The sequence below is a fragment of the Mycobacterium gallinarum genome, assembly GCF_010726765.1.
Classification (GTDB): domain Bacteria; phylum Actinomycetota; class Actinomycetes; order Mycobacteriales; family Mycobacteriaceae; genus Mycobacterium; species Mycobacterium gallinarum.
In genome coordinates this window covers 64,783-91,015 of the sequence record NZ_AP022601.1, presented here as the reverse complement: position 1 = coordinate 91,015, position 26,233 = coordinate 64,783, and the positions used below count along the sequence as shown (strand labels likewise).

Annotated in this window: 18 protein-coding genes and 1 pseudogene; 3 read left to right on the top strand and 16 right to left on the bottom strand. The window is 64.2% G+C overall.

Annotated elements, in window-relative coordinates; all coding sequences use genetic code 11:
* From G6N42_RS00425 to G6N42_RS00415, 3 genes are read right to left on the bottom strand one after another with little or no spacing between them, the layout of a single operon-like run.
* Positions 1-864 (bottom strand): SDR family NAD(P)-dependent oxidoreductase, encoded by an 864-nt coding sequence (locus tag G6N42_RS00425; RefSeq protein WP_163724580.1) that lies wholly within the window; start codon positions 862-864, stop codon positions 1-3.
* A 20-nt stretch (positions 865-884) separates the two neighbouring features.
* Positions 885-1,628: an SDR family NAD(P)-dependent oxidoreductase gene (locus tag G6N42_RS00420; RefSeq protein WP_163724577.1), complete on the bottom strand. Its 744-nt coding sequence runs from the start codon at positions 1,626-1,628 to the stop codon at positions 885-887.
* A gap of 2 nt (positions 1,629-1,630) precedes the next feature.
* Positions 1,631-2,404 (bottom strand): SDR family NAD(P)-dependent oxidoreductase, encoded by a 774-nt coding sequence (locus G6N42_RS00415; RefSeq protein WP_163724574.1) that lies wholly within the window; start codon positions 2,402-2,404, stop codon positions 1,631-1,633.
* A 95-nt stretch (positions 2,405-2,499) separates the two neighbouring features.
* Between G6N42_RS00415 and G6N42_RS00410 the strand changes: the two genes are divergently transcribed.
* A complete protein-coding gene (locus tag G6N42_RS00410) occupies positions 2,500-3,687 on the top strand; it encodes a cytochrome P450 (RefSeq protein ID WP_163724570.1) in 1,188 nt (395 codons plus the stop codon).
* A 139-nt stretch (positions 3,688-3,826) separates the two neighbouring features.
* On the opposite strand, the pseudogene G6N42_RS31090 reads toward G6N42_RS00410, so the two are convergent.
* From G6N42_RS31090 to G6N42_RS00390, 4 genes and pseudogenes are all read right to left on the bottom strand, one after another.
* Positions 3,827-4,007 (bottom strand): annotated as a pseudogene (locus G6N42_RS31090) (MFS transporter); the annotation flags it as partial.
* A gap of 3 nt (positions 4,008-4,010) precedes the next feature.
* Positions 4,011-5,429: an SDR family oxidoreductase gene (locus tag G6N42_RS00400; protein WP_163724564.1), complete on the bottom strand. Its 1,419-nt coding sequence runs from the start codon at positions 5,427-5,429 to the stop codon at positions 4,011-4,013.
* A 60-nt stretch (positions 5,430-5,489) separates the two neighbouring features.
* The gene (gene ygiD / locus G6N42_RS00395) at positions 5,490-6,332 is read right to left on the bottom strand and encodes a 4,5-DOPA-extradiol-dioxygenase (protein WP_163736725.1); all 843 of its coding nucleotides are present in this window, start codon (positions 6,330-6,332) and stop codon (positions 5,490-5,492) included.
* Between the two features lie 19 nt (positions 6,333-6,351).
* Positions 6,352-7,848 (bottom strand): FGGY-family carbohydrate kinase, encoded by a 1,497-nt coding sequence (locus G6N42_RS00390; RefSeq protein WP_163724560.1) that lies wholly within the window; start codon positions 7,846-7,848, stop codon positions 6,352-6,354.
* A 100-nt stretch (positions 7,849-7,948) separates the two neighbouring features.
* Here G6N42_RS00390 and G6N42_RS00385 point away from each other — a divergent pair, with 100 nt between their 5' ends.
* On the top strand, positions 7,949-8,758 hold the full coding sequence (locus tag G6N42_RS00385; protein ID WP_163724557.1) for an LLM class flavin-dependent oxidoreductase: 810 nt from the start codon (positions 7,949-7,951) through the stop codon (positions 8,756-8,758).
* Between the two features lie 19 nt (positions 8,759-8,777).
* Here G6N42_RS00385 and G6N42_RS00380 read toward each other — a convergent pair whose 3' ends face one another.
* Positions 8,778-10,100, bottom strand: coding sequence for a tryptophan 2,3-dioxygenase (locus G6N42_RS00380; protein WP_163724555.1), 1,323 nt, complete (start codon positions 10,098-10,100; stop codon positions 8,778-8,780).
* A 451-nt stretch (positions 10,101-10,551) separates the two neighbouring features.
* A complete protein-coding gene (locus tag G6N42_RS00375) occupies positions 10,552-11,244 on the bottom strand; it encodes a mycothiol-dependent nitroreductase Rv2466c family protein (protein WP_163724552.1) in 693 nt (230 codons plus the stop codon).
* A 77-nt stretch (positions 11,245-11,321) separates the two neighbouring features.
* Here G6N42_RS00375 and G6N42_RS00370 point away from each other — a divergent pair, with 77 nt between their 5' ends.
* Complete coding sequence (locus G6N42_RS00370) at positions 11,322-12,212, top strand: beta-keto acid cleavage family enzyme (protein ID WP_163724549.1); 891 nt, start codon at positions 11,322-11,324, stop codon at positions 12,210-12,212.
* A 13-nt stretch (positions 12,213-12,225) separates the two neighbouring features.
* Here the strand turns inward: G6N42_RS00370 and G6N42_RS00365 are convergent, their stop codons facing one another.
* The 7 genes from G6N42_RS00365 to G6N42_RS00335 form a co-directional block, all read right to left on the bottom strand.
* The gene (locus G6N42_RS00365) at positions 12,226-12,870 is read right to left on the bottom strand and encodes a L,D-transpeptidase family protein (protein WP_232076040.1); all 645 of its coding nucleotides are present in this window, start codon (positions 12,868-12,870) and stop codon (positions 12,226-12,228) included.
* An 81-nt stretch (positions 12,871-12,951) separates the two neighbouring features.
* A complete protein-coding gene (locus G6N42_RS00360; protein ID WP_163724546.1) occupies positions 12,952-14,310 on the bottom strand; it encodes a cation:proton antiporter in 1,359 nt (452 codons plus the stop codon).
* A gap of 2 nt (positions 14,311-14,312) precedes the next feature.
* Positions 14,313-15,170 (bottom strand): ABC transporter permease, encoded by an 858-nt coding sequence (locus G6N42_RS00355; protein ID WP_163724543.1) that lies wholly within the window; start codon positions 15,168-15,170, stop codon positions 14,313-14,315.
* Positions 15,170-16,009, bottom strand: coding sequence for an ABC transporter ATP-binding protein (locus G6N42_RS00350; protein ID WP_163724541.1), 840 nt, complete (start codon positions 16,007-16,009; stop codon positions 15,170-15,172). Before G6N42_RS00350 ends, G6N42_RS00355 begins: the two co-directional genes overlap by 1 nt.
* Complete coding sequence (locus G6N42_RS00345; RefSeq protein ID WP_163724538.1) at positions 16,006-21,531, bottom strand: type I polyketide synthase; 5,526 nt, start codon at positions 21,529-21,531, stop codon at positions 16,006-16,008. Before G6N42_RS00345 ends, G6N42_RS00350 begins: the two co-directional genes overlap by 4 nt.
* Positions 21,532-21,533: 2 nt before the next feature.
* Positions 21,534-23,303, bottom strand: coding sequence for an NAD(P)/FAD-dependent oxidoreductase (locus tag G6N42_RS00340; protein ID WP_232076039.1), 1,770 nt, complete (start codon positions 23,301-23,303; stop codon positions 21,534-21,536).
* Positions 23,304-23,575: 272 nt separating this feature from the next.
* Positions 23,576-26,110 carry an excinuclease ABC subunit UvrA gene (locus tag G6N42_RS00335; RefSeq protein WP_434059553.1) on the bottom strand — a complete coding sequence of 845 codons (2,535 nt, stop codon included), beginning with the start codon at positions 26,108-26,110 and terminating at the stop codon, positions 23,576-23,578.
* Positions 26,111-26,233 lie beyond the last annotated feature (123 nt).

Here is a 26,233-nt window from a genome sequence, read left to right as displayed (position 1 = left end):
TCAGCGCATGACGTGCGTACCCTGCCGATGGGGGTGTACGTCGAAAAGTTCACGGTAAGAGGGTGGTTGACGACCACCGTCGTCGGTGATTCCGTACTTCACGGCCAGTTCGGCACCGAGCAGCGTTTGCCCGCTGACCGACATCAATCCCGGGTCCTTGTATAGCGCCCAGATCACGTGCCCGGTCAGCTCGGGCGTTTCCGCGGTGTCCAGGATGTGACCGAACTTGTCTGGATTGCTCGCAATGATCTGCTTTACGCGGTCGGTCAGTAGTGAACCCATCCATATCGAGACGGTGGCGATGCCAAAATCCCTGAAGTCGACGGCCATGTCGGCCGCCATCTTGTCGGTGCCCGCTTTCGGCACGCCGTAGGCGGGGCCGAAGGCGTAGTGCACAGCACCCGAGGACGATGAGAACGCCACCAGACCCCGCCCCTGCGGGAGCATCAGCGGCGCGGCATACACGGTGGCCACGTAGCTGCTACGGAGTCCGACATCCAACGTGTCCAGGACTGACAGCGGTTCCTCCCAGAATCTGGTCCGGCCCATCATCTCGTCGCGGATGATGGCCGCGTTGTTGACCAGGATGTCCAACCGGCCCTGATCACTCCGGATGCGTTCGAACAGTCCTTGGACCTGGCCATCGTCGCCGTGATCGACTTCGACCGCAATGCCTTGTCCTCCCAGATCAGTGACCTGCGCAGCGGTCTCGTCGATGGTGCCCCTCGTCGAGGCCTCCGTGCCGGTTCGGGTTCGACCCGTGACATACACCGTGCAGCCGTGGCTGCCCAACGCTCGGGCGATGCCCGCCCCCGCGCCCCGACTGGCACCCGTCACCACAGCGATGGGGGTCTGATCAGACATCGACGGCTCCTCGGCTGACATCACACGACGGCGCCGCCGTTGACACCGATCACCTGGCCGTTGACGTAGCCGGCACCGTCCGAGCAGAGAAACGAGCACACCGCGGCGACGTCGTCACCCTGTCCCAGGCGCCGAGCGGGGATTGACTTGGCGAGAAGATCTGCGGGAGGCAGCTTTCCAGCTTGCTGCTGTTGGCGCAGCATCGGCGAGTCGATGATGAACGGCGGCACCGTGTTGGCTGTGATGCCGTGCCTGGCGTAGTCCAGCGCGATCGTCTTCGTCATCGCGATCACTCCCCCCTTCGTTGCGGAGTAGTGCCCCTGCGCGGGTGCGCCCTGTTGGCCCGCGGCCGACGAGATGGTGACGATGCGACCCCACTTCGCCGCCACCATGTCCGTCAGCACCGCTCTGGCGCACAGGAATGTGCCGGTGAGATTCACGGCCAGATAGCGGTTCCACTCATCGAGGGTGATCATGTCGAATCGTGTGAACCCCGCGATCGCGGCGCTGGTCACCAGGATCTCAGGGGGACCGAATTCGTCACGCACGGCGGCGAAGGCGGATACCACGGCCGACTCGTCGGACACGTCGACCGCAATCGGTCCGGCCATGCCTCCCGCGGCTCGGATCTCGGCAACGACCGTCTCGGCACTCTCGGTGTTCACGTCCAGGACGGCGACCCGATGGCCGTCGGCGGCGAGCTTGACGCTGATCGACCGACCCAAACCGGACCCGCCGCCGGTGACCACTGCTGTCCGGTTCATAGTCACACCCCGGCGTTACCCGGTGCACCGTGCATGTAGAGCGTCTGACCCGAACAGAAGCTCGATGCGTCCGATGCGAAAAACAGAACGCCGTAGGCGATTTCGTCGGGTTCACCGAGTCGCCCAAGGCCATTGGTCATCGCGATCACCTCGGGATCCATCCCGTACCGGGCGGCATCGTCGGTCAACGTGGCCGCACGGACCGCGCCGACGGCGATCGCGTTGACCCGGATGCCTTTCGTGGCCCACGCGGCGGCCATTGATCCGGTCAGATTGTTCACCGCCGCCTTGGCCGCTCCATACGGCGCGGCTTGTGGCATGGCCAACAGACTGGCGCCAGACGAGATGTTGACGATGGCACCCTTACCCTGCGCCATCATCGGTCTGGCCGCTGCCTTCGAAAGATGCCAGACGGCTTTGAAATTCAAGGCGAGCACGTTCTCGAAGTCATCGTCGGGCCATTTCATGATCGACTTCGTTTCAGCGCCGCCGGCACAGTTGACCAGAATGTCGATTCTGCCGAACTCAGAGATGGTCGTATCGACCAGATCGCGACAAGCCTGCGCGGTGGTGACGTCGGTCGGTACCACCAGCGTGAAGTTGCCGATCTTGCGCACCTCCTCAGCGGTGGCGTGGAGCGGGTCGGGCCGCCTGCCGGCCAGCACGACGTCGGCGCCGTATTCGGCGAGCACCAGCGCCACCCCGCGTCCGATGCCGGTGCCACCGCCCGTAACAACTGCGACACGCCCGTCGAGTGCGAACCGGCTGCTGCCCATTCTGCTCCTTTTGCGGATCCTGGTTGTACGGTCGTACAGCGTTAGATTACTGTACGACTGTATAGCGCAATATCGCAACCAGCCTGGAGCGGACGTTGAACGATCTTCATTACGACCCGTGGAACGTCGACATCGACCTCGACCCGTATCCGACCTACCGGCGCTTGCGGGACGAGTGCCCTATCTATTACAACGAGCGGCATAACTTCTGGGGAGTGAGTCGCTACGCCGATGTTGATGCGGCACTGAAGGATACGACACGGCTCAGCTCGTCCAAGGGCGACATACTGGAGGTTGTGATGGCGGATCCCGTCATGCCTCCCGGCATCTTCATCAACGAGGACCCTCCGCTACACACGATTCACCGAGCGATCGTGTCGAGAGCCTTCACTCCGAAGAAGATGCGGGCCATAGAGGACAAGATCCGTGCATTCTGTGTCGCGTGCCTCGATCCGCTCGTCGGCGGTACCCGCTTCGACTTCGTCCAGGACCTGGGTGCTGAACTGCCGATGCGCACAATCGGCATGCTCGCGGGCATCCCCGATGCCGAACAGCCTGCGGTGCGGGCTCACGCCAATCAGGTGCTACGCAACGATCCTGGGAAGCCAATGAACATCAAGAAAGACCACTACTTCACCGGTGAAATGTTCGGCGAGTACGTCGAGTGGCGCGAGAACAACCCATCCGACGACCTGATCACCGAGTTGCTCAACGTGGAGTTCGAGGACGAGACCGGCACCACGCGGAAGTTGACGAAGCAGGAGCTCATCGTGTTCCTCGCAGTCGTAGCGGGTGCCGGCGTCGAGACGACGGGTCGTCTTTTCGGCTGGATGGGCAAGGTACTGGGTGAACACCCCAATCAACGGAAGGAACTCGCCGCGGACCATTCGCGAATTCCCACCGCCATCGAGGAGCTGCTTCGATTCGAGCCGCCGGGGCCGCACGTCGCACGTTATGTCGCCACGGAGGACGTGGTCTTCCAAGGGCAGGCCATCCCCGCTGGCAGTGCCTTGCTCATGATGCTGGCCTCGGCCAACCGCGACGAACGGCACTTCGACAACCCCGATACGTTCGATATCCACCGAAAGCCGGGCGGCCATCTCACTTTCGGGCGCGGTGCGCACTTCTGCGTCGGCGCCCCACTGGCCCGCCTCGAGGGCCGCGTCGCACTCGAAGAGGTACTCAAGCGGTGGCCCGAATGGGAGATCGACATGACCGGGGCTCGTCGGTCACGTACCTCCACGGTGCGCGGCTGGGACACCATGCCGGCCGTCGTGGCGTGATACGCGCCGCCCATATCAGCGATTACGGCCGACAAGCCCGCCATCGTCACCTGCAGCAGGTAGATCACCAAGACGAAGATCCCTGCCACGGTCCAGCCATGGGTCACGTCATGACGAAGTCCGAAGAACGGGCCCGATGCAGCATCACCAACGCCGCACTGATCGCGTGCTGGAGTCCCATCTTCGCGCCAGCCACGGCGCGGTCACCCCCGCTGCGGCAAAGCAGAGTCCGGGCGGTGTGGTCAGCACGCCCGCCCGGGTGGCCGAGGCGCGAGCGATTCACGCATGGCACCCAGGAGCGGCCCCACGCTGATGAGTGCTCGCTACCAGTTGCTCGGCGAGTAGTCCTTGAGGAAGCAGCCATACAGGTCTTCGCCGAGTTCTCCGCGCACGATGGGGTCATACACGCGGGCGGCTCCGTCGACGAGGTCGAGCGGGGCGTGGAAACCCTCGTCTGCGAGCCGTAGCTTCGTCGGGTGCGGCCGCTCGTCGGTGATCCAGCCGGTATCGACCGCGGTCATGAGAATGCCGTCACGCTCGAGCATTTCGGCGGCGCTGGTGCGAGTGAGCATGTTCAGCGCGGCCTTGGCCATGTTGGTGTGCGGGTGTCCCGGACCCTTGTAGGCGCGGCTGAACTGCCCCTCCATCGCCGACACGTTCACGACGTACTTGCGTCGGGCCGGCGAGGCGGCCATCGCAGGGCGCAGGCGACTCACCAAAATGAACGGCGCGGTCTGGTTGCACAGCTGAACCTCGAGCAATTCCATCGCGTCCACCTCGTGCACACGTTGGGTCCAGCTGTTGATCGATGCAGTGTCGGGCAGCAGACCACCCGCGTCGATGGCGGTGCCCGCGGCGATCCGTTGCGGAGAGGCACTGCGCGCGGTCAGCGCCAATTCGGTGACCGCGTGCGGCTTTTGGTGCTCGGCAAGGCTTCCCGCGAGTGCGGCCGGATGGGCGTCACTGACGTGATCGAACGTGACGACGTCAACAAGCTGCGGCGGCGGAGTCCGTTCGCCCTCGACGAGGGCCGAGTAGGAACCTGGTGAGCGTCGCACGGTCTGCGCCGCATTGTTGATCAGAATGTCCAGTGGACCGCGCTCGGCCACGGTGTCGGCGAGCGCGACCACCTGAGCGGGATCGCGTAGGTCGATGCCGACGATCCGCAACCGGTGCAGCCACTCGGCACTGTCGGGCATCGACGCGAACCGTCGGACGGCGTCGTTCGGGAAGCGGGTGGTGATCGTCGTGTGGGCCCCGTCGCGCAGCAGGCGCAGCGCGATGTACATGCCGATCTTGGCGCGGCCACCGGTGAGCAGGGCGCTCCGTCCCTCGAGATCGGTGCGGGCATCGCGCTTGGCGCGATTGAACGCGGCACACTCCGGGCAGAGCTGGTGGTAGAAGGCGTCGACCACGGTGTAGCGGTTCTTGCACATGTAGCAGGCACGCGGCCGCTGCAACGTGCCCGCCGTGGCGCCCACCGCGGCAGACACCAGCGGAAGGCCCTGGGTCTCGTCGTCGATGCGGCCGGGTGCGCCGGTGGCGGTAGCGGCGGTGACGGCGTGGTCGGCAGCGGCCACTTCCTCGCGTTTCGCGTCGCGGCGGGCCTTTTTGACCGCCTTGAACACTTTGGCCGTGGCCAGGCGTACCGCGACGGCATCCGGGTGCTCAGGCGGCAGGGACTCGACGTCGGCCAACACCTGGAGGCAGGTGTTGAGCTTGTCTGGGTCGATCGCGTTCACCCAGGAAGAGTATGGCAACGTCCCCCGAATCCCCGAATTCAAAAGGGCCAGGTAGCGGGCTCAAATGTTGGACTGATCGGCCGGGGACTCGGGCGCGGTGACGGGTGCGCCGCGATTGTCGGCGTCAGGCTCGCACGTCACCCCAAGCGTGTAGGCCGTCATCGACAACGATCCGTACGCGTAGCCCTCAACAAGAACGGCTGCCGGCGTGTCCGCCTGAGCGGCCAGACCCGCGAAGTACAGCGACGGGATGTAGTGGTCCGGAGTGGGCACTGCGGCACTGAAATCCCGATGGCCTGATAACCCAGCGAAATCTTCAGGGGCTCGGGTCATGCTTTCTCGCGCAGCGTCGTCGAAACGCCGCGCCCAGTCGAATCCACCGTCGGCCATTTCCCAGCGAAGCTGCCCGAGATTGTGGACGATGTTGCCGCTCCCGAGAATGAGCACACCGTTCTCGCGCAGGCCCGCAAGTCGCGCACCGAGGTCAAAGTGATAGTCGAAGGGTTTGTCGGCGTTGATCGACAACTGAACCACTGGGATCGAGGCGTCCGGAAACGCATGGGCCAGAACGGACCAGGTGCCGTGGTCGATGCCCCAGCTGTCGATGTCTGCGCCGACCCAGGTCGGCTTGACGAGTTCAGCGACTTCTTCCGCGAGGTCGGGCAAGCCCGGTGCGGGATAGTCGACGGCGAACAACTCGTCGGGGAAGCCGAAGAAGTCGTGGATGGTGCGCGGCTTCGACATCGCAGTCACTGCCGTCGCGTTGATGTACCAGTGCGCGCTTATCACGAGGATCGCGCGCGGCGGGGGCACGGCGGCGCCGAACTCCCGCCACGCCTCGGTGTAGCGGTTTGTCTCGATCGCGTTCATGGGGCTGCCGTGTCCGATGAACGCCGCGGGCATCAGGGTGCCTGTCACCTCATCAGTGTTGCGCATCTCGGACGGGGTGGGATTCGGTCAGCTGATGCACCACGTCCCTGGTCGAGGGATACAGCTCGCGCCAGGTGCCGTAGAGATCGTCATAGAAACTGACCACAGCCGGATTCGGCACAATCTCGCGTTCGATTCTTGCCCAATCGGTGTCGCCCGGCACCATGCCGATCCCGATCGCCGCGAGCAGTGCATCGCCGTAGCTGGCGCCGATCGCCTGCTCCGGTACCAGCTGGACGCGTCCGGTGATGTCGCTGAGCGTCTGCGCCCACAGCGGGCTGCGTAGGCCCCCACCCACCGCGACGGTCCGCGTGCTGCTGCCGGCGTCGTCGAATCGTTCCAAGATCTGCCTGATGCCGAATGAAATCCCTTCGTACGCCGCGTGAATCAGGTGTCCGCGGCCATGGCGAAGTGTCAAGCCGGCCACCACGCCACGGGCCTGCGGATCGAACACCGGTGTGCGCTCTCCCGCCAAGTAGGGCAGCATCAGCAGACCTTCGCTGCCCGGTGGGACGGCGCCGGCCTCGGCCATCAACTCGTCGAGTGGGGCGTCGCCGGTGATGGTTTGCAGCCATGCGATCAGGCTTCCGGCGGTAGAGGTACCTGCGGCCAGCGCGAGGGTGCCACGCTCGACACCGGCCGTGGTCCACAACGTGGGGTCGGGGCGGTACTCGTCGATGACCTGGACGAGGAACATCGTCGATCCGTACATGAGCATGAGATCTCCGGGATGCCTTACCCCGGCCGAAAACGCTTCGGCGTACGCATCGACGGTGCCCGCGACCACCGGTGTGCCTGTCGGTACGCCGGTGGCATCCGCCGCATCGGGACGCACCGTGCCTATCACCTCGGTGGGCCAGACCAACCTCGGGAGGGGCAAGTCTCTGCAAATGCGCTCGGCCCACTCCAGGTTCCAGTCGAAATCGCGAGTCGCGTAGAGGGGATCGCACTGGCTGGCAGTGTGATGATCCATCACGTACTCACCAGTGAGCTTGGCGGCGATGTAGGAGTTGGACCCATACCAGCCCGCCGCTTTGGCGAACACCTCCGGCTCGTGCCGGTACACCCACTCCAGCTTGGGGCCCACGGCCTGGCTCGACAAGACCGTGCCAGCTTGGTCGAGGATCGCGTCGGCACCCAATTCCTCGGTCAGAAGCTCGATTTCGGCAGTGGCACGCGTATCGATGCCGTACAGGATGGCGGGCCGCAACGGGCGCAACTCTGCGTCGCAGAGCACCAGGCACGGCCCGACACCGCTGACACACATGGCCTTGATCCCCGCGCCGACGGGTAGCCGAGCGGTCAGTTTTCGGCTGATCTCGCAGACCTCGCGCCACCACAGCCGCTCAGCATCGACCTCGGCCCATCCGGGGCGCGGCAACTCGATCGCATGAGCAATGGTCTCGGTGGCGATGACCGACCCGAAACCGTCTACCAGGACGCCCTTGCTGCTGCCCGTTCCCAGATCGATGCCGAGCACCAGGTCCACCAGACAACCCTACGTCTGACACCGATCAAAAGACCCGGGAAACCCGACGTTGATAGCTGTTTCGGCTGACAACGTGTGACGAATGCGGGACGCTGATTCGATGAGGACAGTCGGCTCCGGACTCTTCTTACCTCCGTTCGAAGCACTCGCCGACCCGGTAACCGTTGCACGGCTTTCCGCTGAAGCGGAAGAAGCGGGCTGGACGGGTGTGTTCGTCTGGGATCATCTGCGGTGGTGCGAACCGATATCGGCGATAGCTGACCCATGGATCACTCTGGCGGCCATGGCAACTGCCACGTCGCGTATTCGGATCGGTCCGATGGTGACGCCGCTTGCACGCCGACGCCCGGCCAAGGTCGCCAAAGAGACGGCGACTCTGGACGTCCTCAGTGGGGGCCGTCTGACCTTCGGTGTGGGCCTGGGAAGTGACGCTTACGGCGTCGAATACACCAAGACCGGAGAAGAGGTCGACGACCGTAAACGCGCGGCCATGCTCGATGAATCATTGGAGGTGGTCACCCGCGCCTGGACCGGCGAGGAGGTCGTCCATCGGGGCGAGCACTACACCGTCGACGGAGTGCGCTTCTTACCTCGGCCGGTCCAACAACCGCGGATTCCGATATGGGTCGCAGGCTTGATCGGGAACAAGCGGCCACGGCGCCGCGCCGCGCGCTTCGACGGGTATTTCCCGGTATTCCTGGAAACCGCTGACCAGGCTGCCGAAGCGGTCGCCGATATCAATGCGCTGGGTCCCAAAGACGACTTCGATTTCGTGGTCCCCCTGTCCCCTGGGACAGATCCGGCCCCATACATCGCGGCAGGGGCGACCTGGTGGATGGTGGAGTTCCCCTGGGCGTCGACGACTGTGGATCTGGTCCGCGGGGTGATCCGCGAGGGACCCTTGAAATGACCGGCTGCGCGCTGACGGCTCAACGCGCCTTCGAGCCCTCCAAGTAGTCGGCGAGCCGCCAGAAGAGCCGATTATCCAGGCACTTGCGAAGGTACGGAACACCCTCGGTGTGGCCGGAGCCGTGAGCCTCCCCGAGCATCCGCGCGGCAAGTGAGTGATGGGTGGCCTTCCAACGCTGATGACTGCTTTCGAGCTTGTTCAGCGCGGCGTCGAGGACGTCCCATTGATCGACCGTGAACATGTCGTCCCTGCGGGCATCCAGGTAGGCCTGGGAGAGACTGTCGTGGCCGGCCGTCGCATCGGCCCGCACCGCGGGGACGTTCGTGAAAGCGTCTGAGCGCAGGCGCTCGGCTGGCGGTGTGCCGCAGGCGATTTCGAAGCGCTTGTACTGCTCGGACTGGATCGCACTGGCGCCCTGAGTGAACTCCCGGAAGGCGTGGAAATGGTCGACACGCATCGTGGCGACCAGCCGGAACAACATCGCCGCCCGCGGGTAGATGTTGTTCGCGTGCTCCAGGCTGCACAGCGCGTCCGCAAAGCGTCCATCGCGAAGTGAAGTCGTGGCCGCGCGCAGATCCGCGGCCAGCGTCGTGAAGACCATCTCGTGCGCCTGCAGGGCCCGCATGAAGAAATACTCGTCGTGGGCGACATGCACCGGCGCGACGCTCACATCGAACCAGTCACGGGCATGCGATGCGGGAAGTGTCGGCAGCATTTCGAGTGCCCCAGCGAGGTCCACGTCGCGGCCGTCGTCGGTGGTGTCGGCGTCCCGGAAGCTCGCCAGGAATCGCAGAGCGTGCGTGATGCGCTTGCGTGACGTCGCCGGGTCCGGCCGGTCGTTGGTGGACTCCGCGGCGGCGGCCGCGGACTCGAACCGGACGACGTCGGCCATCAAGAGGGCCGACATACGCTCCGGGTCTAGACCGGACAGCGCGTCGTCGCAGATCTTCTCCAGGAGCGGGAGTGCCAGGTAGGTGCGGTTGTAATAGCGCCCCTCGAACTTGTCGAGGATCCCGTCGAGGAACGCGTCGAGAAATGCATCGCTGGCGCCATGCTGACGCCGGATCGCGGCCAGTCGCACCAGGATCGGAACGGAGAGAAAATGCTTCCCGACCGCGCGAACGTGCTCGGAGATCAGCTTCGCGAGCGTCAGGCTGTCGGGCGCCGCGTCAGCCGACCAGCGATCGATCGCGTCGATGACGGGCTGATCACGCCATAGGTCCGCCGGCGATGTCACCTCGACATGCGAGCCGCTGTTCGAGGGGGCGGAGGCAGATCCCGCGAACGGGCACCTGCTCGCCCCGATTCCCTGCTGGTGCGATGTCTTCGTCGCTGCGTCCATGGTCGCTCCCCTGAGTCGCCGCACCCTTCCGACGGTTCGGGCGCTGATCCCAGGCTCAGGTGGAGTCCTTGGAGAATGCTTGGCGGGTTGATGGCGATCGATCGATGAGCCCGCACTTCCGACCCGGTCGGGTGCCGACCACATCGTGGTGGGTGCCTGGTGTTCGGTGGCCATTACTGCTCCCTTGGGTTGTTTTCCCTCCTGTGGAGGACAACGTGTTCCAGAAGAAGTGTTGGCTTTGGGGCCTTGTCCCGTAATCGCTGCGAGGTCAGATTCGCGCCTCGAATGGGAAGGGTTTCCTATCCGATGGGTAAGCAGCGCAACGAACTGAACCCAGCGGCTCGTCAGTCGGAGGCGTGATGTCGACGCGCTGGATCACCGAACACGAAACTGACTCAACGGCTGCAGGCTCCGACGCAATTCCGTCATTTGGACGTTGACTCACTGAACGTCACCTGTCGAAGTTGATGACTTCTCCCCGATTGATCGACACCCAATCGCGCGCCTCGAGATACGGGCGGAATGTCTCGGTGATCAGCTTTCCGTCTTCGGGAGTCTTCGGCCGCTGGAGCTCGTAGAGGTGTGGGAACTCCGTCCAGGCGATGACGGCATCCCAGAGCCTCAGCGCCGCCTCCCCAGTGGGCGGGTCGACGAGAACGGGCCCGAAGAGGCATTGGCCGTCGGGAAAGAACAGCGTCGGCACCCCGTATCCGCCGGCATCAACTACCCGCTGATGCTCGGCCAGCACCTCGTCGCCGGTCGTCGGGTCCGCGATCGCCTGGTCGACCAGTTCCGGATCGAGACCGATCTCTGCGAGCAGGTGACGTGCGACGGCCTTCTCGTGCGGCTTGTGCCCGTCGACGTGCAGCGCACGGCCCGCCCGGGCGTACCACGCGTCGAGGTCCGCCATCGACCGACGCCGCAACAGCGCGCCGATGCGCATCATCGACCAGCCGTAGGACCACTCGCGTTCCCACGGGTGCTTCTTGCCGTCCTGGCGATTGATCTCCTCGAGGCTGAAGAAGCGCCAGTTCACCTCGAGGCCCGTGAGATCTCGTACCTCGCGGATCCACAGCGAGGTCTGGTACGCGTAGGGGCACATCACGTCGAAATGGAAGTCGACGAAGGCCGGACGACTCGTCACCACTGCACACTAGGTTGCGGTAGCGAGCATCTCAACGGTGGAATCGCAGATCGTCGATCGTCACGAAAGGAATCCCGATGGATCCCGTCATCATCGATTGTGCGGTCAACGGTGTCACGTCAAAGGCCACCAACCCACACGTTCCCGTCGAACCTTCCGAGATCGCGACCGATGCCCTGGCCTGCATGGAAGCCGGCGCGGCGATCATCCACAACCACATCGACCTGTCCGCCGTCAGCCTGGAGCACGCCGTCGAGCGCTATCTCGAGGCGTGGGGGCCGGTGCTCGACGCGCGGCCAGACGCGTTGCTCTATCCGACGATTCACTTCGACACCAACGGCTCGTGTTCCTACGAGCATCTGATACCGCTGGCCGCCGCGGGGATGCGGGTCGGGATCACCGATCCAGGCTCGGTGAACCTGGGCGTCCGTGACGCCGACGGCCTACCGTCGGGCGGCTTCGTGTACCGCAACTCCTTCGACGTGATCGGCCGCGCGTTCGACATCTGCCGTGACGCACAGCTGGGCCCGAGTCTCGCGATCTACGAGCCAGGCTTTCTCCGCGCCACCATGGCGTGGTGGCGCGCCGGTCAATTGCCCGCCGGCGCGATGATCAAGTTGTACTTTTCGACCGAAAGGGGTTACCTCGGAGCGCCTTTCGGGTTGCCTCCGACCGAACGCGCGCTCGAGGCTTACCTCGAAGTGCTCGACGGGTGCGATGTACCGTGGGCGGTCTCCATCGTCGGCGGGGATCTGTGCGCGGATCGCCTCGCGGGATTGGCCCTCGAACGCGGCGGCAATCTTCACGTGGGACTGGAGTTCTATGGCGGCGATCGCACGCCGACCAATGTCGACCTGGTGGCCGAGGCCGTTTCGCTGTGCCAACGGTTTGGCCGACCGATCGCGACGCCCGACGAGGCCGCCCGCATCCTCGGATTGCCACGCAAGCGCTGCGCACCTCAGCAGTAGGTGCGGCAGGTGGCTAGGTCGAGAGCAACGAGGGATTACCCACACCGACGGTGATGCGCGGAGACGCGGAAGGATCCAGCCAGTTCAGCACGGTACGCATCTCATCGCGACCGATCGCAATGCATCCCCACGTGGGACTGCCGTCGGTCACATGGAGGAAAATCCCGGACACGCGGCCAGGGATGCGCTGTGGGTTCACCGCGATGTTGACGGCGTAGTCGTAGACGGGGCCCGAATCGTACAGGTTCTCCGCTATCGACGAAGGACGGTCCGGCCCGCGCACGTGGGTGTTGTAGGTCGGCGATTGAGCGTCCTCGTCCCACCAGTCCTGGCTGGTGGCTTGGAAGTACGGCATTTTCGTACCGGGATTCGGTTGGCGGCCAAATGCCTGATCGAACGCGAAGGTCCCGACGGGAGTGCGGTGCACTCCGTCAGCGGGGGCACCGACCCCGAGGGCTCCCACCTTCGCGGGTATTGGCCCCAGGACCACCTTCCATTGCTGTCCGACCCGCTGATAGGCGGTCAGGGACCCTGTCGTCGCGTTCGCCGCCGGTACACCGACGACGATCCACTGGGCAGTTCGGTCCGCGGTTGCGGGTGCCGCCAACGCCAGGCTCAGAAGTAGCACCCCGATGAGCGCCAGCGCACGCAGCTTCACACGATCGCATCTTTGCTGGAGAACGTGTCATCCGCGGCAAGGTCGGATAACGATTCAACGGCAGGCCGCCGACGACCACGCTCACGAAGCGGACGTAGACGGAGCCGGAACTTCGGCGCAGCGTTCCACCCCGTCCGGTCCGAACCTCGACCCTGACTTCGCCAGGCGACGGCCGAACAGCCGTTGCAACGGCGTTGCGGCGAACGTCGTGATGATCGTCATGAGCGCCAAAATGGTATAGAGCTTGCCCGAAATCAGCCCTGCCTCGAATCCGATGTTGAGCAGAATCAGTTCCATCAGACCGCGGGCGTTGGCGAGTGCGCCCATCGAACCCGCTTCATACCAGCTCATGCCCTGCCAGCGCGCGGCCAGGCCGACCGCGCCGAACTTCGCCACGAACGACACCACCAAGACGATCGCCGCCATGAGAAGGGTGGGGCCATCCAGAATCAAGTTCAGCTGCGTATTCAGCCCCGAATAGATGAAGAACGCGGGCAACAAAAGGTACGCCGTCAGCGGCTCGAATCGTTCACGGATGAGCTCGAGCAGCGAACCTCGCGGCATCATCAGCCCGGCCACGAAAGCGCCGAAAACCGAATAGATTCCGACGATATCGGTGAACCAGCTGGCGGTCAGCACGACCAAGAGGATGACGCTCAAATGGGCGATCGGTATACCGCCGGTGCGTTCGGTGTCAGCACTGCGGGGTGTCCACGTTTCGAGTCGCGCGAGCAGCGGTCGGCCGATGTAGATCATGAACATCAGGAAGGCCAGCCCGCCTCCGATCGCCACTACGGCACCGAGCATGCTCCCTTTCGCGGTCGACACCACCGTGGCCAGCAGCACCCACGAGCATGCGTCGTCAACAGCGGCGCAGGACAAGGACATCGTCCCCAACCGGGTGTTGAGCAGCCCCGAGTCGTACACGATCCAGGCCAGCATCGGGAACGCGGTGATCGCCACGGCCGCAGCGAGGAACAGGCCACCCTGCCAATGCGCCACCTTGTCGGTGAAATACCCGCCGACACTGACCATCCACCATCCGACGACGCCCCCGAGGATCAACGGGACACCGATGCCGGCGATCGAGGTGGCTCCAGCCTGTCTGGAATGGGAAGCGAGGATGTCGAGCTTGAACGACGCTCCCACGAGAAACATGTAAAGCACGAGCCCGAGTTGACCGACGACATAGATCACGGTGAGGTTTGGATGCGTGAAAGTCTCGGCGCCGAGGGTCAGCTTGGTGGGGAACAGCCACTGCTGCGCCGCCGGCCATATCCAGCCCAATACCGAAGGGCCGAGCAGAAATCCGGCCACCATGATCGCGACCACTTGAACCTGGCCGAGGCGGCGGAACAGCGGCCAGAGGAGGCGGTACGTCACCAGAATGACCGCGATCTGCAGGAAGAAGTGATAGGCGACGCCCAGTAGTGATGGCATGGTCAGCGCCTATCCGACCATCGGAACACGAGGAGGCACGCCAACAATCCGACGATGCTCCACGCTGACAGGACGAGAAATATCCGACCGTGCTCCCAGCTACCGGCTGGCTCGAACGCGACCATCTGTTCCGGTAGGAGAACCGACCGGAACCCTTGGGCCATCCACTTGACGGGGAAGATCGATCCGACGATCAACATCCACGGCGGTAACACCATCAGCGGCACGTAGGTGCCCGACACGAACTGCAGCCCCACCGCCGGTCCGTTGGTGAGCACGGCCGCCGACACGGCGTTGCTTGCGAAGTTGCTGATGAAAACGCCCAGCAGCGAACAGCTCACGACGCCCAGCGCGAAGACCCACAGCAGGGTGAACCAGCCGACAATATCGGAGGGCAGCTGGAGACCGAAGACGAAAATCCCTACCAGCAGCAGGATCACGGCCTCGGCCACGCTGACAATGGCGACGAGCATGATCTTGCCGATGAAGTACGACGATGCCGTCGCCGGGGTTCCACGAAGCCGTTTCAACGCGCCGGTATCGCGGTCGGCGGCGACGCTGATGCCCAAGTTGATGAACGACGTCGACAGTATTCCGTAGGCGAGCATGCTCGCCGCGATCACGGCACCGGTGCTGACCGGGCTGTTGGGCGGTTTAGCCGTGAAGATCGACCCGAGCAGCAGACAGATCGCCGCGGGCATCGAGAACGTCAGCACCACCTGTTCGGGCCGGCGGTAGAACATCTTGAGTTCGGGGACGACTCGCGATAATCCGATACGCACCGCGGACGGGATCGGCGAGCGCGAGCGGTCGGCGCGGTGGCGAGGCTGCGGCGTCAGCACCGTGTGTTGGACGGACATCACGGTCGGCCGATCAGGTGCAGGTAGGCATCTTCGAGTGATGGCCGGGTGACGGTCAATCGAGCTAGTTCCGCACCCTCTCGGCTTCGCTGTCTGATGAAGTCGGTCGGAAAGTCTGTGCGCTCCACGCGAATCTCGTCTCCCTCCATCCACGTGACGGTGGCGGCCGAGTCGACGTGCTCGACCAACTTCATCGGCGAGTCCACTGCCACCACCCTGCCGTCAGCTATCACAGCGACGCGATCTGCCAGGGCGGCCGCTTCTTCCAGGTAGTGAGTGGTGAGCAGGATCGTCGTACCGTCAGCGGCCAAGAACCTGATGAGATCCCAAAACTGCCGTCTGGCTTCGGGATCGAAGCCGGTCGTCGGTTCGTCGAGGAATAGCAGTTCCGGCGTCCCGACGATGCCGAGAGCGACGTCGAGTCGGCGGCGTTGTCCGCCGGACAGTGTCCTGACCCTGTTCCCGGAAGATGAGGACAGCCCGACAAGGTCGAGTACTTCCGCTGGGGCCCGGGCGGTGCCATAGCAGTTGGTGAACATCTGCACGGTCTCGTGCACGGTGAGCATTCCGGCGTCGCTGGCCTCTTGGAGGACGATGCCGATCTTCGCGCGCCAGCTTCGGCCCGCAGTGCCCGGATCTTCACCCAACACCAGGACCTGCCCGGCGTCACGCTTCCGATTGCCTTCGAGGATCTCGATCGTCGTCGATTTTCCCGCCCCGTTCGGTCCGAGGATGGCGAAGATCTCGCCGTAGCCAACGTCCAGATCGAGGTTCTGAACTGCGGGCGATCGTCCGTAGGCCTTGGACAATCCGCGCACGTGCACCGCGGTGGGGGTCATGAGATCGTTCCGCCGGAATTCGGCTCTGCGGTCGACGCATCGAGTTCAGCGAGTAACTCGCGCATCTCGGCGTCCGACAGTTCCCCCATCAGGTGGTCCAAGTCGTCAGCGACGACCGGTTCTGTCGGCTCGTCGGTGGTCGCGGGCTCACCGTGAATCGAATTCAGCTCGCCGAGTATGCGCTCGGACAACGAGTTCACGCTGACACCCTGAAGTATCTCCAGCACGGGCAGATCGATGGAGAACATCGAATTGATCCGCACCCTGAAATCCATCGCCATCATGGAGTCCAGGCCGATGTCATCCAGCATGTCGTCGGGCGCGATGTCGGTCATGGCGCAATCGAAGACGGCGGCGACAACGCGCTGGACGTGCTCCGTGACCACCTGTCGTCTGTCGGCTTCCGCGGTGACCGCGAGGATGTCGAGTATCGAAGATTCCGAACCGACTTCGTGCGCTGAGGCTTCTGTCGCTTCGAGTTCCGCGAACATCGCGGGGAGTCGACCGCCAAGTCCGTTGTGCCGGGCTCGATTCCAGTCGGCGGTGATGGCGACGACACTGGGCACCTGCTGATTGACCAAACGATCCAGGATTCGTTTCCCCACGGCGGGTGTGATCAGCTCGATGCCACGCTGAGCGTAGACCTTCTCCAGCTTGAGATCTTCGACCATCCCCACCGACCACGGCCCCCAACCGATGGTGATGGCTGGCAGCCCCTGTGCCCGCCGGTAATGCGCGAAGGCATCGAGGTAGGCGTTGGCGGCGGCGTAGTTGCCCTGGCCCGGCGCAGCGATGGTTGATCCCGCAGAACCGAACATGATGAAGAATTCCAGATCGTGGTTCTTGAACGCGTCGTGTAACACGCGAGCACCGATCACTTTCGGCGCCAGCACCTTTGCGAAGTCGGCTTCGCTCATGTTGATCAGGAGTTGGTCTGCCACCGATCCCGCCGCGTGGACGATGCCGCGGATCGGCCGGCCGCCATCTCGGACATGGCTGCTCAGCCACGCTGCCATCTGATCGGAGTCGGTGATATCGACACTGGCGGTGGTGATCTGGGCGCCGAGACGTTCGACAGCCCGGATCGCGGTGACGGTGGCGAAGTGAGGATCGTCGTCCGCGAGCGTGGACCACTGGTCCCTCGGCGGGATCGGAGTGCGGCCCAACAAGGTGATGTGCCGCGCTCCCCGTTCGGCCAGGTAGGTGGCCACCACCCGACCGAGTGCTCCTGCTCCGCCGGTGACGACGTACGTCGCGTCTGGGGTGAGTTTGGTGGGGAAGGGTTTGGTCAGGTTGCTGCATGGGCGCAGGCGCGGGACCAAGGTGACGTCTCCGCGGAGTGCGATCTGGTCCTCGGATTCGCTGTCGAGAACGTGGTCACAGATGCGTGTGGCGGTTCGAGTGCGGTCGTCTGCTTTGTCGATGTCGATCAGACCACCCCAGTGTTCGGCGAACTCCTGGTGGCCGATGACTCGGCCGAGACCCCAGATGGTGGCCTGGTCGGGTTGCGTAGACTCCGACGGCGCCGCCGGTTGCGCATTGGCGGTGATCAGATGGAGGCGCGGCTTGTTGGTGCCGTGCTCGGCGAGCGCTTTGACAAGCCGGAGGACCGTGAATGCGCCTGCGTGAAGGTTCGTGTCGCCGGAGGCGTCGGACATGTCGAGGGGCCAGCAGTCGATGACGCCCGCGAGATCCGTTTCTCGGCGGAGGTGAGTGGTGACCAACTCCGACATGTGGTCGGGGCGGCAACGGTTCACCACGTATCCGCCCTCGGTGTCGGTGAGCGTTTCGACCGATTGGTGAGCGACTGTGTGTACGCGATGGCCGCGGCGGCGTAGCTCTTCGGTCATGGCCGCGCCGATGCCGCAATCGTCGAGGAGGATGAGCCATGACCCGACAGACGCCGTGTCCTCACCGGGCTGGTCGACTGTTCGATCCCAATGCAGTTCGTACAGGCCCTTGTCGATGTGAGCGGGTGACATCCGGGACGAGGCGCTCAGCGATTGCACAACGAAACCGTCGATGACGGCGAGCGTATTGCCCAGTTGATCGGTGATCGTGATGTCGCACTCGACGGCCTCGCCGGTTGCCGACACGACGTCGACGTGAGCCGTCATGTGCGCGTCGGGCCGCCCGTATATGGAGCAGCGCCTGATACGGGTCGGAAGGTATGGCTCGTCGTTCTCCTGTTGCCCGAGAAACGGTGCTCCGAAGAGTGTTTGGAAGGCACCGTCGATGAGCGCGGGATGAAAACGGTAGTCGGCGAGTTCGTCGGAGATCGGCGCGGGAATCGCGAGTTCGGCAGCCGCCCAGTCCTCGCCGGCTGTCACGCCTTGCACGGATCGAAAGGCCTCGCCGTATTCGAAACCTATGGCCCCGGTGCGCGCGTAGAAGTCGTCGGCACTGATCCGGGTGACCGGCTCGCCGCTCTCCGGCGTCTGGCTGCGACTGGGTACCGCCGAAAGCATGTTGAGTTCTGCGGTGGCGGTGACCGTCCACTTGAGGTCGCCGTCGGCCGTGGCGGTGAATGCCGCGAATTCCAGGGTGCCGGTGTCCTGGTTGAGGGTCGTCCGGAGGATGGGATCGCACGTGTCGTCGAGGAGGACGGCGCGGTGGAGCACGAGGTTGTCCACGCTGTGAATCGACCCGTAGGTTGCCTCGGCGGCGGCGAGCGCCATTTCGATGTACACAGCCCCCGGCACGACGATGCTCTTCTGAATTCGATGGTCAGCGAGGAATGGGTTGAGGACGGCGCTGATCTCGGCTTCCCACGTCGGATGGACGCCACTGACCGGCTGTCCGAGAAGCGGATGCACCGGGTTGTAGAAGAGCGACTCCACCGCTTCCTGCGTCTCGTCCCAGTACCGCTTGGTCTGCCATGGGTACGAGGGCAGCTTGAGCAGCCTCCCCCGTCCGCCCGGGTGCACGGCGTCCCACGCGACGTCGTGCCCATGGCAGTGCAGAGCACCGACACAGTTCAGCAGGGTTCGGCTGTCGTCATGATCGCGCCGCTGGGAGGCCATCACCGAAACCCTCTGCGCACCAGCAGTTTCGAATATTGATGCCGCCAATACGGGATGTGGACCCAGTTCGACGAACTGGGTGTAGCCGTCGTCGAGCATTCGACGGAGCGCCGGCTCGAACAGAACGGTGGCGCGAGTGTTCTGCCACCAGTACGCAGCACCGGCGTCGTAGCCGTCCAGAAGCTCGCCGGTGACCGTGGAGTACAGCGGAAGCGTGGCGGCTTTCGATGACAAACTCTCGAAGGCGCTGAAGAGATCGTCCTTCACTGCGTCCATGTAGTGGGTGTGGTAGGGCACTTTGACGGCCAGCCGCCGGTTGAACACTCCCGCCTCGTCCAACTGCCGTGCAACGTCGTCGAGGACGTCGCCGTCTCCAGCGATGGTCACCGCAGACGGGCTGTTGATCGCGGCCACTGAGACCCGCCGACCGAACTCGTTGAGCGCTCGCTCGTCGACCGTTTTCATGAGTGATTCGGCGTCGAGGCCGACAGCCAGCATCCGTCCTCGCCCACTGGTGCGTTGCTGCAGACGGCTGCGGTGATAGATGACATGGACCGCCTGCTCGAAGGTGAGCAGACCGGCGAGATGATGTGCGGCCACTTCGCCTGCGCTGTGCCCGATTACGGCATCCGGGGTGATTCCGAAGTGAGCAAGCTGCTCGGCCAGGGCGACCTGGATGGCGAAGTTCGCGGGCTGAGACACGTCCGTTTCCGCCATGCGGGACCGCGGCTCGTCGCATCGGAGTTCGTCCAACAGCGACCAGTCCGCATATCGCGACAGCTCTTTGTCGCTGCGCTCGATGCTCTCGGTGAACACCGGGAAGGCGTCGAGCAGTCCCCGGCACATTTTCCACCACTGGGGGCCCATGCCGGTGCAGACGAACGCCAGTCGGGGCGCGGGGTTTCCGACGCGACCCGTCGAGATCTGCCCGCCGTCGGCGATGGCTTGAAGTTGTTCGCGCACATCGCTGATGCTGTCGGCGACCACGACATGACGGTGGTTGAGGTGGACACGTCTCTGGCCGAGTGTGTACCCAAGATCTGTCAACGTGACTTCTGGATGGGCGGCCAGATGTCCGGCCAATCGCCCGGCGGTTGCGACGAGCGCGTCCTCGCTGCGCGCCGAGATCGGCAGAACGGCGAGTGGCAGAGCCGCGGAGTCTTCCCGGCCCGGGGCGGTCACCGCGGTCGGCGGTTCGGCGAGCACCACGTGCGCGTTGGTGCCGCCGAACCCAAAGGAGTTGACCCCCACGATGCGTCGTTCACCGTTCGGGAACGGCCGCCCCGTTCGAGGTATGTCGATCTTGAGGTCCGCGAGCGAGACGTGGCGGGTGGGGGTGCGCAAATGGAGGTTGGCGGGAATGTAGCCATGTTTGACGACCAATGCCGCCTTGATCAGACCGGCGACCCCGGCGCCTGCCTCGAGGTGGCCGATGTTGGTTTTGACCGATCCGATGAGCAGTGGATCGGTTGACGATCGATCGGACGTCAACGCGCTAGCCAGCGCCCGCATCTCGATTGGATCGCCGACCGGTGTGCCGGTGCCGTGTGCCTCTACGTATCCCACCTCGGCCGCCTTGACGCCTGCGCGTTTGAGAGCCGTCCTGATCGCTGCCTCTTGGGCTTCCTCGCGGGGCACCGTGATGCCGTCGGTGTGACCGTCCTGCGACACCGCGGTGCCAAGGATCTGCGCGTAGATGTCGTCACCGTCGTCGAGCGCCTGCCGGAGCGGCTTGATGACGACGACCGCTCCCCCCTCCCCGCGCGCGTATCCGTCCGCGGAGTCGTCGAACGCCTTCGAGCGTCCCTCTGGGCTGAGGAATCCGCTCTTCGATTCCGCGATGGCGGTGTTGGGGCCGACCATGATGTTGACGCCGCCGGCGAGAGCGATCTGGCACTCATGGTTCCAGATACTCTGTGCGGCAAGGTGTACGGCAACCAGCGAGCTGGAGCATGCCGTGTCGATCGCCATGCTCGGTCCGCGAAAGTCGAACGCATGAGAGATGCGGTTCGCCAGCATCGTCATCATCATTCCGGTGGCTGAATGAGCCTTGAATCGGTACCGGCTGGTGCGACCCTGGTTCTGCAGCAGCTGATAGTCGAGGGTGAATCCGCCGACGAAGACACCGACGTCGGTGCCCGCCAGTCTGTCGATGGCAAGGCCCCCGTCCTCCAGTGCCTCCCAGGTGGCGTGCAGCAGGAGTCGCTGCTGCGGATCGAGCGAATGTGCCTCTCGGGGTGACATTCCGAAGAACTGCGGGTCGAATTGATCGATCTCATCCAGGAATCCGCCGCGGCGTGTGGCGATCTTGCCGACCTTGGCCGGATTCGGATCGTGATACCGAGCGGCATGCCAACGTGTTTCGGGTACGTCGCGGGTGGCGTCGGTCTCGTTGCACAGCAGGTTCCAGAAGCCCTCGGCTGACTCGCCTCCGCCCGGAAAACGGCAGCCGATTCCGACAATCGCCAAGGGCTCGCGGGCGTTGTTCTCCGTCAACATGATCAGCTCGATTGAAGTGCCGGCGAGGTGGCGACAATCCAGTCGGCGCTCACGGGGTTCGTTGCCTGCTCGTGTCGGTAGACGGACCGCAGCTCGCGCAGTAACGAATCCCGTTGCCATTCCTGCACTTGCCGCATGACGTCGTCGTCACCGAACATCGAAGACTTGTCGGCGATGACCGTCTCGACGAGCTGACCTGCCAGCTGACGCAAGAGCAGGGCATTGGATTCGAACTGCTCGTTGAAGTTCGTTGCCTTTCCCATCATCGCGGTGTGCAGCACCCCCATGAAGTTCAAAGGCGAATACAGATCGAGGAACGCCACCGATGAGGTGCCGCCCTCGACTGCAGCCCATTCCCGGAAGAACCGTTGAACGCGGTTACTCAGCGCGATGAGTCCCTCGAGATGTGGAACGAAATCAGGTTCATCGGACACCCGCACGAAGCGGTCGTTCACGTAGAGAAGACCGACGAATCCCCAGTAGAACGCGACGTCCCAGATGATTTTCGAGGACATGACGGGCGCCGACCCCATCAAGGTGTACTGATCCTGGTACACGGCAAGCCACATTTCGGTTAGTGACCGATACAGCGAATCGCTGATCTGCGAGCGCCCGACGACGTCTTCACCGTCGAGATCACGAGTGACCATGTCGGTGATCAGCCCGTTTCCGATCGCGACGAGATCCAATCCGGATGAGTACAACGGGTCAAGGAAAACTCCGGCGTCGCCGGTGAGGCACCACCGGTTGCGCCCGTCGAACACTTTGGTCGCGCCGTGGCTGTATTTCTTCATGACCCGGAAGTCCATGATCAGGTCATCGAGTTCCGCTAGCACGTCAGCGCACTGCGGCTCGTGTGCGCGAAGCCATGCTTTCGCCTTGGCCAAGGTGTTGAAGTCGTCAAACGCGTGGAACGCCGGGTCGGCCACGATACCCACGCTGGTAGCACCAGATGCCAATCGGATGAGCCACACCCAATACCCTTCGCCCATCAGGTGATTGGTGGACATCGCGCGGTCACCCTCGTGCAGGCGTGCCTGCCAGGACGAGTCATCGCTCCATCGCCCGATGTCTATTTCCGCTGCGACCCGGAACCACACTGCATTGCAGTGATGTTCATTGGCACGCTTGAGATCCAGCTGGCGAGACAGTGCCCGGTTCCGGCCCGACGCGTCAACCACCCACCGCGCCGTCATGTGCGTGACGGTGTCGCCGTTCTGGACCGTGATCGTGTGCGGGCCGTCGTGTTGTCCGAAATCGACTGAACGCACCCGGCCACGGACGATGTCGACGCCCTCCGAGTGGCATCGCCGCGCGAGCTCGTTCTCCAGCCTGCCGCGATCGAGCTGATAGGTCACCTGGGGGACGAAAGACGAACTGCCGAGTTCGATTCGCTGCGCGATGTCGGTGTTGAGCTCGTTCGAGAAGAACATCCGAAGCCCCATCTTGCGCAGCTGAGCGGACTGCAAGTGGTCGCCCAGTCCCAGCCGGTCGCGCAGATAGTGCGCGGAGACCTCGACCGTGGACTCGCCGACCGTGTGGGTGATCTCTGGCACCGGATGAGCGTGCGGCTCGATGACCGTGATTCGCGTCGTCGGACGAACCCGCCGTATCTCGAGGGCCAACGTCAGCGCCGCCACGCCTCCCCCGATGATGCCGATGTCGTGATCCGCTGCCCGATCGCCGCCCTGCGAGAGGCGCGACTTGATTCGCAGCGCGAGCGCTTCGCGCGCCTGCGGACTCATCTGCGATAGCTGTGTCCGGACGTCCACGCGCTACTCCTCTCGACTCGTGCCGCCGAAGGACCGATCGGTGGACCGGCACGGCGGACTGGCACCCTGAACTCAGCAGGTATCCGCGGCCCGCCTTCGATGCATAATCGATGCAGGCTTCCCGCCTCGAGCGAATCACAAACCGGGCGGGAGGGCACCGCAAAAGTGATTACCGATTTCTGACACGCCCGTTCGGGGATAACGAAGGGTCACCTCAGCGGCCTGGACGCGACGATGAACGCCGCGAGTGATTCATCAATGAGCACACTTCCTCATCGAGCAGGCGACTGCGCCAATCGCTTTGCCAGATAGGGCGCCGTACGGCTGTTTTTCGCGCGTGCCACCTTGTTGGGCGGGCCCGCCGCAACAACCCGACCGCCGTTGCCGCCGGCGCCCGGTCCCAGGTCGATCACCCAGTCGGCGCCTGCAACCATGCGCATATCGTGTTCGGCCACCACCACGGTATTGCCCGCGTCGACAAGGCGATGCAGTTGAGCATCGAGCAAATCCACGTCGGCGGGGTGCAGCCCGGTGGTCGGTTCGTCGAGGACGTAGAGGGTGTGCCCTCGCCGGGGCCGCTGCAGCTCGGAGGCGAGCTTGATCCGCTGCGCCTCGCCACCGGACAGCTCGGTCGCGGGCTGTCCGAGACGGAGATATCCCAATCCGACCTCGCGAAGCGTGGTCAGGCTCCGCGCTGCGTTGGCGACGTCGGCGAGGAACTCCGCCGCCTCATCGACGGTCATCGCGAGCACGTCGGCGATCGTCTTATCGCGATACCGAACCTGAAGTGTTTCGTCGGAGTAGCGCGCACCATGACACGCCGGGCATGTCGCGTATGTACCTGGGAGGAACAACAATTCGACCGACACGAACCCCTCACCCTGACAGGTCGGGCAGCGACCGTCGGCCACGTTGAAGGAAAACCTGCCCGCGGTCCAACCGCGACGACGCGCCTTCGGGGTAGCGGCGAACTCGCGTCGCACGGCATCGAACAAACCGGTGTAGGTCGCCAGCGTCGAGCGCGGCGTGCGTCCGATCGGGCGCTGGTCGACCGACACCAGCCGTTTGATCTCCTCGACCCCCGCTGCCGTAACACCGACGCTCGCGTCGTGGTCCAGATCGTCAATCTCGGTGTCAGCTTCGTCTTCGGAGTCGGCCGGCTCGGCGGCGCGTCCCATGCCGAGATGGCTGTTCACGACGTCACCGAGGACCTTGACGACAAGCGTCGACTTGCCTGAACCGGACACACCGGTGACCGCCGTGTACACACCAAGCGGCAGGTCCACGTCTAGGTCTTTCAAATTGTGAAAGCAAATCCCACGCAGCCGAAGCCGCCCGGACTGTGTGCGGGGTTGATGAGACGGCGAGCTGGCACCCTCGAATAGGTACCTACGGGTGACCGACTGCTCAATGTCGGCGAGGCCCGGCACCGGCCCGCTGTAGAGCACGTCCCCGCCGAGCTCCCCCGCCCCAGGGCCGACGTCGACGATCCAATCGGCACGGCGAGCGACGTCCATGTCGTGCTCGACCACGAATAAGGAGTTGCCCGCGCGCCGCAGGCGGTCCAGCACATCGAGCAGCGGTTCGGCGTCCGCGGGGTGCAGTCCAGCCGACGGCTCGTCGAGCACATAGAGCACGCCGAACAAGCCGGCACGCAGTTGAGTGGCCAGCCGCAACCGCTGGAGCTCGCCGGGTGACACCGTCGGGGTGCGGCGACTCAGCGAGAGATAGCCGAGGCCGAGGTCTATGAGTATCTGCAGGCGCGCGACAAGATCGGCGGTGATCATGGTCGCCACTTCCGTCAGCTCACCAGAATTTGTCGACTCGTAAGCGGCGGCGGCATCGGTCCGAGAAGCCGTCGGGCGCAACGTGTCAGCCAGGTCGGTCAACGGCATCGCAACATAGTCGGCGATGGTCCGCCCGGCGAACGTCACCTTCAGCGCCTCCGCACGTAGACCGGACCCGCCGCACAGTGGGCACTCGACGCTGTCGACGAATTGCAGTACGCGGCGACGCATCATCGCGCTATGGGAGTTGGCCAGCGTGTGGCGGACATGGCGTTCGGCGCTGGAAAACGTGCCGTTGTAATAATAATCCGCTTGCACGGGGTGCTCGCCCGGATCGATTTCGACTGTTGGCTGCTCATCGGTGAACAGGATCCAATTGCGTTGCCGTTTAGGAAGTTTCCGCCACGGCTTGTCGATGTCGTAGCCAAGCGTGATCAAAATGTCGCGCAGGTTCTGCCCCTGCCAGGCCCCCGGCCATGCGGCGACGGCTCCTTCGCGAATGGTCAGCGACGGGTCTGGCACCAGTGTCTCTTCGGTCACCCGGTGGATTCGTCCCAGCCCGTGGCACTCGGGGCACGCCCCGACCGCGGTGTTCGGGGAGAACGCGTCGGAGTCCAGTCGTTCCGTAGCACCCGGCGGGTAGGTTCCCGCGCGAGAGAAGAGCATCCTCAGCAGGTTCGACAGGGTGGTGACGGTGCCGACCGTCGACCGCGATGTCGCCGAACCTCGGCGCTGCTGCAACGCGACGGCGGGCGGTAGGCCGGTGATGTCATCTACCTTTGGCGCGCCGGTTGGCAACAGCAGGCGACGCGCGTACGGAGCAACCGATTCGAAGTAACGGCGCTGCGCCTCGGCATAGATGGTCCCGAAAGCCAACGACGATTTGCCGGATCCGGAGATCCCCGTGAACGCGACCAGCGCATCACGCGGCGCTACGACGTCGACACCCCGCAGGTTATGGACCCGCGCCCCATAAACGCGCACACAAGGGTCGATGTCATCCGCGCTTCCGTCGGGCATTTTGGTCATCCTGCTCGGACGGGTACCCGAGCTGCGGCGACGCAAGCATGACGTGGATACGACGGCCGCCAGCGCGTCCGACCTTCCACGACCTCTCGTTTTGGGCCCAGCCGTGCAGGTAGC

Bases quoted from the DNA above. Each gene is read 5' to 3' on its own strand.
- ygiD (WP_163736725.1), bottom strand. From the start codon at position 6,332: ATGCCCGCGGCGTTCATCGGACACGGCAGCCCCATGAACGCGATCGAG.
- G6N42_RS00335 (WP_434059553.1), bottom strand. From the start codon at position 26,110: ATGCCCGACGGAAGCGCGGATGACATCGACCCTTGTGTGCGCGTTTAT.
- G6N42_RS00350 (WP_163724541.1), bottom strand. From the start codon at position 16,009: ATGACCCCCACCGCGGTGCACGTGCGCGGATTGTCCAAGGCCTACGGA.
- G6N42_RS00415 (WP_163724574.1), bottom strand. From the start codon at position 2,404: ATGGGCAGCAGCCGGTTCGCACTCGACGGGCGTGTCGCAGTTGTTACG.
- G6N42_RS00345 (WP_163724538.1), bottom strand. From the start codon at position 21,531: ATGTTGACGGAGAACAACGCCCGCGAGCCCTTGGCGATTGTCGGAATC.
- G6N42_RS00385 (WP_163724557.1), top strand. From the start codon at position 7,949: ATGAGGACAGTCGGCTCCGGACTCTTCTTACCTCCGTTCGAAGCACTC.
- G6N42_RS00370 (WP_163724549.1), top strand. From the start codon at position 11,322: ATGGATCCCGTCATCATCGATTGTGCGGTCAACGGTGTCACGTCAAAG.
- G6N42_RS00420 (WP_163724577.1), bottom strand. From the start codon at position 1,628: ATGAACCGGACAGCAGTGGTCACCGGCGGCGGGTCCGGTTTGGGTCGG.
- G6N42_RS00360 (WP_163724546.1), bottom strand. From the start codon at position 14,310: ATGCCATCACTACTGGGCGTCGCCTATCACTTCTTCCTGCAGATCGCG.
- G6N42_RS00425 (WP_163724580.1), bottom strand. From the start codon at position 864: ATGTCTGATCAGACCCCCATCGCTGTGGTGACGGGTGCCAGTCGGGGC.
- G6N42_RS00380 (WP_163724555.1), bottom strand. From the start codon at position 10,100: ATGGACGCAGCGACGAAGACATCGCACCAGCAGGGAATCGGGGCGAGC.
- G6N42_RS00355 (WP_163724543.1), bottom strand. From the start codon at position 15,170: ATGTCCGTCCAACACACGGTGCTGACGCCGCAGCCTCGCCACCGCGCC.